We start from the raw sequence: 301 nt of genomic DNA, 5'->3' as shown, positions 1-301 counted from the left end.
CCTCCTGCCGGAGACACGTGTTCCGGGCTCCAAGCCTTTCGTCTCGAGCGTCATCAACTTTCGCGGCAAGGTCATACCGCTCGCCGACATCCGCCTGGCCTTCGGCATGGAGGTCACTGAGGCGACGATCGACAGCCGTATCATCGTTATCGAGCTCGAACTCGACGGCGAGCCGACACTGATCGGCATCCGTACCGACAGAGTCTATGAGGTGACGACGCTCAGCCGTGCCGCCAGTGAGCCGCCGCCTAGCGTCGGAATGCGCTGGCGGGCCGACTACATCGATTGCCTTGTCAAGCGG

Annotated in this window: 1 protein-coding gene; it reads left to right on the top strand. The window is 62.8% G+C overall.

Annotated elements, in window-relative coordinates:
* The coding region (locus AC2YI2_RS35245) for a chemotaxis protein CheW (RefSeq protein ID WP_487391154.1) at positions 1-301 on the top strand (301 nt) is incomplete at both ends.

The organism is Rhizobium sp. SRI_017 (assembly GCF_057586295.1).
This window is presented reverse-complemented; position numbering and strand designations above follow the sequence as displayed.